Origin of the sequence: Sphaerisporangium sp. NPDC088356 (assembly GCF_040685555.1) — a bacterium.
Taxonomy (GTDB): Bacteria; Actinomycetota; Actinomycetes; order Streptosporangiales; family Streptosporangiaceae; genus Sphaerisporangium.
In genome coordinates, this window is sequence record NZ_JBFBIK010000098.1 from 21,819 (window position 1) to 29,489 (window position 7,671).

A 7,671-nucleotide genomic window follows, 5' to 3' on the forward strand; every position below is an offset into this window, starting at 1 on the left:
CCTCCCCATCAGTCGTTCCGAGCGTACTGTATTAAGAACTTTTTTTGCTAGAGAGAACTACCTGCCGTATCGAGTTCCGCCTCGCCGTCCGCCGGGGTCTCGTCCTCGGCGAAGACGACGAGAACGCCGCCTCCCTCGACCTGCTGTCCGGGGGCGACCAGTACCTGGGCGATGCGGCCGTCGGCCGGGCTGGAAACGGTGTGCTCCATCTTCATGGCCTCCAGGACGACCATCGGCGTGCCCGCCGCGACGGGCTGACCGGGCTCGACCAGCACCCGTTGCACGGTTCCGGGCATCGGCGCGATCAGCGAGCCTCGGGTGTCCGCGACGTCGGGGTCAGGGAACCGATCGATCGCCTTGAGCGTCGAGCCGCCGAGGGCGCTGTGCACGTAGACCCGCTCCCCCACGGCCAGCACCTCGTAGCGGCGCCGCGCTCCGGCGACCTCGAGGTCGACCAGGCGCGGGGTGCACGAGTGGAGCAGTACGGCCTGGCGCGGGCCGCCGTCGATCTGGGCCACGACCTCCCGGCCGGTCAGCTGGTACCCGACGCGGATGACGCGCTCCTCGACCTCGTAGGCGGTCTCGTTGAGGCTCGAGCGGTTGTTGCGCCAGCCCGAGGGGATCGTGGCGAGCACCCGGGCCGCCGACCGCTGGCCTGCCTGCCCGGCCAGTGCCGCGGCAAGCGCGTGCAGTCCGGCGGACTCCGGGGGTACGAGCGAGGCTCCGAGCACGCGGGGGTCGTGGCGTTCGAGAAAATGGGTGTCGGTTTCGCCCGCGAGGAAACCCGGGTGCTCCAGAATGCGCACCAGCAGATCCCGATTCGTCACGATGCCGTCCACGCGCATCCGTCGCAGCGCCGCTGCCAGCCGCCGGGCCGCCTCACCGCGGCTGGGCGCATGGCACACGAGCTTGGCCAGCATCGGGTCGTAGTGGGGACTCACCGCGCTTCCCGAACGGATGCCCGCCTCCACCCGCAGGCCCGGCAGCGGCTCTACGTGAAAGCGTTCCACCTGACCGGTCACCGGGAGGAACCCCCGCAGGGGGTCCTCTGCGTACAGCCGGACCTCGATGGCATGCCCCTGCATGCCCGGCCGTACGGCCTCCTCCGGAAGCGGGTGCCCCTCCGCCACGAGGATCTGCAGGCGTACGAGGTCGAGCCCGGTCACCTCCTCGGTCACCGGGTGCTCCACCTGCAGACGGGTGTTCATCTCCAGGAAGTAGAAGTCGCCGTCGGGCGCCATCACGAACTCGACGGTTCCCGCACCCCGGTAGTCGACCGCCCGCGCCGCGGCCACAGCCGCCTCGCCGAGCCGGGCACGCAGGGGCTCGTCGACCACGGGTGAAGGACATTCTTCGACGATCTTCTGGTGGCGACGCTGGATGGAGCATTCGCGCTCGAAGAGCGAGACGACGTTCCCATGGTCGTCGGCGAACACCTGGACCTCGATGTGCCGCGGCGCCTCGACGTATCGCTCGAGGAACACGGTGTCCCTGCCGAAGGCCGCTCCGGCCTCCCGGCGGGCTCCTGCCACCGCGTCGGCGAGCGTCTCCTGCGAGCGGACGACGCGCATGCCCCGGCCCCCGCCACCGGCGCTCGCCTTGATCAGCAGCGGGAAGCCGATGCGCTCGGCCGCGTCCGCCAGCTCCGCGGTCGTCGCCCGGGTGACCTCGACGCCTCGCAGCACCGGGACCCCGATGTCCGCCATGAGCTCCTTCGAGCGCAGTTTGTCGCCCATCAGCTCGATGGCCTCCGCCGGGGGCCCGACGAGCGTCAGCCCGTTGTCGGCGCAGGCACGGGCGAAGCCGGCGTCCTCGGACAGGAAGCCGTAGCCGGGATGGACGGCGTCGGCGCCGCTCGCGCGGGCCGCCTCGATGATCAGGTCGGCGCGGAGGTAGGTCTCGGCAGGCGTCGCCCCGGGAAGGCGGATGGCCTCGTCGGCGTCCGCGACGAACGGAGCGTCCTCGTCAGGGTCGGAGAAGACCGCCACCGTCCTGATGCCCATCAGCCGGCACGTCCGGATGACCCGCCGGGCGATCTCGCCGCGGTTGGCGACGAGCAGTGTTCCGATCGCTGTGTTCACTCGTCCTACATCCGGAATACGCCGAAGCCGCGCCGGCCCCGGACCTCGTTGGAATGGGCCGCGGACAGGGCGATGCCCAGCACTGTCCGGGTGTCGCGCGGATCGATGATCCCGTCGTCGTAGATCTTGCCGCTCATGAAGAACGCGGCGGACTCGCTGTCGATCTGGTCTTCGACCGCTTGGCGGCGCCGCTCGTCCTCTTCCTCGTCGAAGGGGCGCCCCGCCCCGGCGGCGGCCTCGCGGGCCACGATCGACAGGACACCGGCGAGCTGCTGGGGGCCCATGACCGCCGTCTTCGCCGAGGGCCAGGAGAACACGAAACGGGGCTGGAACGCCCGCCCGGACATTCCGTAGTTGCCCGCGCCGTAGGAGGCCCCCATGAGAAGGGTGATGTGCGGGACGGTGCTGTTGGCGACCGCATTGATCATCTTGGCGCCGTCCTTGATCATCCCGGCCTGCTCGTAGACCTTGCCGACGATGTAGCCGGTCGTGTTCTGCAGGAACAGGAGCGGGACGTCCACCTGGTTGGCGAGCATGATGAACTCGGCCGCCTTCTTGGCCTCCTCCGGGAAGATGACGCCGTTGGCGTTGGCCAGGACCCCCACCGGGTAGCCGTGGACGTGGGCCCACCCGGTGACGAGGCTCGTGCCGTACAGGGGCTTGTACTCGTCGAACTCGGAACCGTCGACGACCCGCGCGAGCATCTCCCTCGGCGAGAACGGCACCCGCAACCCGGCCGAGGCGATCCCCAGCAGTTCCTCGGGGTCGTAGCGGGGAGCGACGACGGCACGGGCCGCGCCCGGGCCGAGCTTGCGCCAGTTGATGCTCGCCATGATCTGCCGCCCGAGTCGCAACGCGTCGGCTTCGTCGGTGGCGAGATAGTCGGACAGGCCCGAGACCCGAGAGTGCATCTCCGCGCCGCCTAGTTCCTCGTCGGTGGACACCTCCCCTGTCGCCATGCGGACCAGGGGAGGGCCGCCGAGGAAGACTTTCGCCCGCTCGCGGACCATGACGGAGTAGTCGCACATTCCCGGCACGTATGCCCCGCCGGCCGTCGAGTTGCCGAACACGAGGGCCACAGTCGGCACGCCGGCCGCGGACAGCCGGGTCAGGTCGCGGAAGAGGGCTCCCCCCGGAATGAACGCCTCCGCCTGGGTGGGCAGGTCGGCGCCACCGGACTCGACCAGGTTGATCACCGGGAGGCGGTTGTGCCGGGCGATCTCCAACGCCCGGATGATCTTTGCCCAGGTGTACGGGTTGGAGGTTCCCCCGCGTACCGTCGGATCATTGGCGATGAGCACGCACTCGACGTCCGACACCACACCGATGCCGGTGACCACGCTGGCGCCGACAGTGAACCGGCTTCCCCAGCCGGCCAGCGGAGACAACTCGAGGAAGGGCGAGTCCTGGTCGACGAGCAGCTCGATGCGCTCGCGGACCAGCAACTTCCCCCTGTCGCGGTGACGTTGGACGTAATTTGGGCCACCACCCGCCCGGGCGAGGGCCAGCTGGGCGTCCAGTTCCTCGATCAGATCGAGGGCGGCACGCCGGTTCGTCTGGTACTGCTCCGCGGCGGTGTCGGTGTGCGAGGTCAGGACTGGCATCGTTCTCCTGCGATCATCCGGAATCCCGTCCGGAAGGTCTGTACGTGAGGGTCGGCCCGGTCACGAAGCCCGGCCCGCACGGCCTGGGGAAGGCCTAGGCGACGGCCGGCCGGGGGTTACGAAGCCTGGCTCGGCGACGCCGCGAACTGGTCCCGCAGGCTGCGTTTGAGGATCTTGCCGCTCGGCCCCTTGGGAAGCTCCTCGACGATCTCCAGCTGCTCCGGAATCTTGTAACGGGCCACCTCACGGCCGCGCATGAACTCCTGCAGGTCCTCCAGCGTCAGACCGGCGGAGCCCGGCTTGAGCGACACGCAGGCGCACACGAGCTGGCCGCGGACGGGATGGGGGATCCCGATCACCGACACCTCGTAGACGCTCGGGTGCCGCTGGACGATCAGCTCGATCTCCGCCGGGCTGATGTTCTGCCCGCTACGGATGATCATGTCCTTGACACGCCCGACGTAGCGCAGCGTCTCGTCGTCGCCGATGGTCACCAGGTCACCGGTCCGGAAGAACCCGTCAGAGGTGAACGACCTGGCGTTGACCTCATCGGCGTCCAGATAGCCGGAGAACACCGACGGCCCCCGTACCGCCAGCTCGCCGGGGGTGCCGGGGCTCACCTCTTCCTCGCTGCCCGGCTCAAGAGCCTTGAAGTCCTCCGGCAGGAGCTTGCGGACCTCGGCGAGCCGGAAGAGATCCTTGCGTTCCTCGAGCTCCTGGTCGGGCAGGGTGAACATCACCCAGCCCTCCGTCGCGCCGAACTCGTTGATCACTGAGATTCCGCGCGCGTCGAGCGCCTCGATGATGGTGTGCGGCGGCGCCTCACCACCGCATCCCACGACCGTGAAGGAGGAGATGTCATAGGTACTGTCCAGCTCGGGGTGGTTGAGCATGGCGAAGTAGATCGCGGGGACCGCGATGATGTAGTTCACCTTCTCGTCGGTGATCTGGCGCAGGAACACGTCCACGTCGAACGGTTCGTGGACCACGAACTTGCCGCCCGCCATGATCCAGGGGTACAACTCGACGCCGAGCCCGCCCATGTTGGCGTAGGGGAAGGGTCCGGAGAAGACGGAGTCGGCGTCGAGTCCGGTGGCGGCGAGAAGGGCGCGGGTGACCACCTTCCACCCGTTGGTGGTCTTCGGCACCACCTTCGGGAAGCTTTCGGTACCGGTGGTCAGGCACAGGGTCAGCACGTCGTCGGCGGAGGGCCGCAGCGCGTCCAGCTCACCCAGTCGGCGCGGATCCGCGTCCTGGATCATGGCCGACAGTTCGAAGTCCGCCTCCGCACGTCCGCCACCGCCGAGCACGATGACGGAGTCGAGCGTCGGGCAGTCCGGCTTCAGCCGGTCGATCATGCCCAGGTAGTCGTAACCGAGGAACTCTCCGAAACAGACGGCCACGCGGGCACGGGTCTTGTTGATGGCGTACCGCACCTCGGACGCGCGCTGCCGCATCGGAGCGAAGGTGCCGATCGCCCCGATCCGGTCCAGTGCCAGGTGCAGGAACACGTACTCCGTGCTGTTGGGCAGCTGGACGAAGACCACGTCTCCGGTCCGGACACCGGCGTCGAGCAGGCCGAGAGCCAGGCCGTCGATGCGATGCCGGACCTGACGCCAGGTGAGGCGCAGCGGTTCGAGGCCCATGATCTCGGCCTTGTCCGGCTGGTCGACGATGGCCTCGGCGTCGGGGTTCGCCTCGGCGTGCGCGGTGATGTAGTCGTTCCAGGTGATGTCGTCCCAGACGCCTGAGGCGTGGTACCGAGCGGTGATCTCGTCGGAGTAGCACTTCATCCGAAACTCCCGGGTCGGGAAACAAACAGGGGGGTGAACCGGCGGCGGCAGCGGAAGCGATCTCAGTAGCTGCGGGGCAGGTGGAGAGAGTGCTGCGTGATGTAGTTGAGGACCATCTCGCGCGATACCGGGGCGATCCTGAGCACCCGCGCCATGCCCCACAGGTCGGCCAGGCCGTACTCGGTGGACATGCCGTTGCCGCCGTGCGTCTGGATGGCGCGGTCGATGGCCTGCAGTGACGCGTCCGCCGCGGCGAGCTTGGCGATGTTGGCCGCTTCGCCGGCGTCGAGGCCCTGGTCGTAGAGCCACGCGGCCTTCGTGGTCATGAGACGGGCCAGTTCGACATTGACGTACGCCTCCGCCAGCGGATGAGCGATGCCCTGGTGACTGCCGATGGGCACGTCCCAGACCGTGCGCTCACGCGCGTAGCGGGCGCCGCGCTCCAGGGCGTAACGCGCGATGCCGTTGGAGGTGGCGGCGCACATGATGCGCTCCGGGTTGAGGCCGTGGAACACCTGACGCAGGCCGTTGCCCTCCTCGCCGATGAGGGCGTCACCCGGCACGCGCACGTCGTCGAAGAACAGGGTGAACTGCTTCTCCGGCGCGGTGATCTCGACAGGGATGACGGTGCGCTGGAGTCCTGCCGCGTCCGTGTCGACGATGAAGAGCGAAAGCCTGCCGCGGCCGCTCGACTCGTTCACTCCCGTGCGGGCGACGACCAGCACCGCCTGTGCCTCGTCCACACCGGAGCAGTAGTACTTCGTGCCACGCAGCACCCACTCGTTGCCGTCACGGTGCGCGGTGGTGCCGATGCGGTGGCTGTTCGAGCCCGCGTCCGGCTCGGTGATCGCGAAGGCCATCTTGTCCTCGCCGGATGCCAGCCCGGGAAGCCACTTCTCCTGCTGCTCCCGCGATCCGAAGCGTGCGATCAGCGATCCGCAGATCGCCGGAGAGACGATCAGCATGAGCAGCGGGGAGCCTGCCGCGGCGAGCTCCTCCGCCACGATCGCGAGCTCCTGCACCCCCATGCCGCCGCCGCCGAACTCCTCCGGCAGGTTCACGCCGACGAAGCCGTCGCGGCCGACCGCGGCCCACAACTCGTCGGCCTTGGCCCCGGCCCGCGCCCTCTCCACGTAGTAGTCGTGGTCGTAGTTCGCCACGATCTTGCGGACAGCCTCACGGATCATCCGCTGTTCGTCGGACTCGCGCATGGACACCGTTCCCTCCAACTGAGGTCTAGCTAGGTTCTGGTTGTAGCACTAAGTTCTGCATATTGAAAAGACCTTGCAGACTTTGCCTCGAACGGCTCACTAGTGCACAAATCGCCAGCCGACGGCTGCTGGGGGTACGGCTGCGCCGTGCCCGGCGCCGCCGACACGATCGCCCCTCAGGGGGCACGAGGAGGACGACATTTCCGGTGGAGGCGAGCCTGCGCTGACGGCGGCCGTGGAAGCTGAATGGTCATCCGGCAGGCGCCCCAGCAACCGACTCGACACCCGAGACAGCTATCAAGACGACCGGCATCCGCTGCGGTGCCGGATCTTGGTGAAGGCGCTGAGCGCTGTCTCCTCGGCGTGGTCCAGGGTGTGCAGGTACTTCTCCGTTGTCGCGATCGGGGCGTGACCGAGTCGCTCCTTGACCACCTGGAGGTCCGCGCCGCCGGAGAGCGGCCATGATGCATACACGTGGCGAAGATCGTGGGTACGAACCCTCACCGTGAGGTCGGCCGCGGCGAGGGCGGGCTTCCAGATCTGATTGCGGAAGGCCTCCGCAGGCACGTGGCCATCGGTATCGCGGATACGGCGCCCGCGAGGGTTGTCCTTGCCTTGAATCTGCGTCGCGTCGCACGGTAAATGGCGGCACGGCACTGCTGGCAGCGGCACTTGCTGGAGTTGTAGCCCATCAGCGTCCCGTGCTGACACTGCCGACCTGCCGCATTCGGGGGAGTGAGGCCCAGTTGCTCAGGATCGGGAACCACACGGAGCTTCGTCGGGGAGTGAGCTCCTGCCGCCACATGAAGAGCAGATCGTTCGGTCCCAGCTCTCGTTCCTCGATGTGAAGGCACAACTTGTCGACAAGCTGCCTCGCGAGCTTGAGACGCCGGAACTCCGGACTGAGGACGTCCAGGCCGGCCGGCGCGGGCCGGCCTGGACGTCATGATCAGACGAGGTCGAACCGGTCGAGGTTCATCAC

At 68.3% G+C, this 7,671-nt stretch carries 5 protein-coding genes; all 5 read right to left on the reverse strand.

Annotated features, from left to right (window positions below):
* Positions 1-47 precede the first annotated feature (47 nt).
* The 5 genes from AB0O34_RS27980 to AB0O34_RS28000 all read right to left on the reverse strand — a co-directional run bounded on the left by AB0O34_RS27980 (position 48) and on the right by AB0O34_RS28000 (position 7,256).
* Complete coding sequence (locus AB0O34_RS27980; RefSeq protein WP_363920317.1) at positions 48-2,081, reverse strand: biotin carboxylase N-terminal domain-containing protein; 2,034 nt, start codon at positions 2,079-2,081, stop codon at positions 48-50.
* 5 nt (positions 2,082-2,086) lie between these two features.
* The gene (locus tag AB0O34_RS27985; RefSeq protein ID WP_363920319.1) at positions 2,087-3,685 is read right to left on the reverse strand and encodes a carboxyl transferase domain-containing protein; all 1,599 of its coding nucleotides are present in this window, start codon (positions 3,683-3,685) and stop codon (positions 2,087-2,089) included.
* 116 nt (positions 3,686-3,801) lie between these two features.
* Entirely contained in the window at positions 3,802-5,478 is a 1,677-nt protein-coding gene (locus AB0O34_RS27990; RefSeq protein ID WP_363920320.1) for an AMP-binding protein, read from the reverse strand.
* A gap of 62 nt (positions 5,479-5,540) precedes the next feature.
* Positions 5,541-6,695 carry an acyl-CoA dehydrogenase family protein gene (locus AB0O34_RS27995; protein WP_363920321.1) on the reverse strand — a complete coding sequence of 385 codons (1,155 nt, stop codon included), beginning with the start codon at positions 6,693-6,695 and terminating at the stop codon, positions 5,541-5,543.
* Positions 6,696-6,986: 291 nt separating this feature from the next.
* Entirely contained in the window at positions 6,987-7,256 is a 270-nt protein-coding gene (locus tag AB0O34_RS28000; RefSeq protein ID WP_363920323.1) for a tyrosine-type recombinase/integrase, read from the reverse strand.
* Positions 7,257-7,671: the final 415 nt, after the last annotated feature.

Excerpts from the sequence above, each read along its gene's own strand:
- AB0O34_RS27990 (WP_363920320.1), bottom strand. The coding sequence starts at position 5,478 with ATGAAGTGCTACTCCGACGAGATCACCGCTCGGTACCACGCCTCAGGC.
- AB0O34_RS27985 (WP_363920319.1), bottom strand. The coding sequence starts at position 3,685 with ATGCCAGTCCTGACCTCGCACACCGACACCGCCGCGGAGCAGTACCAG.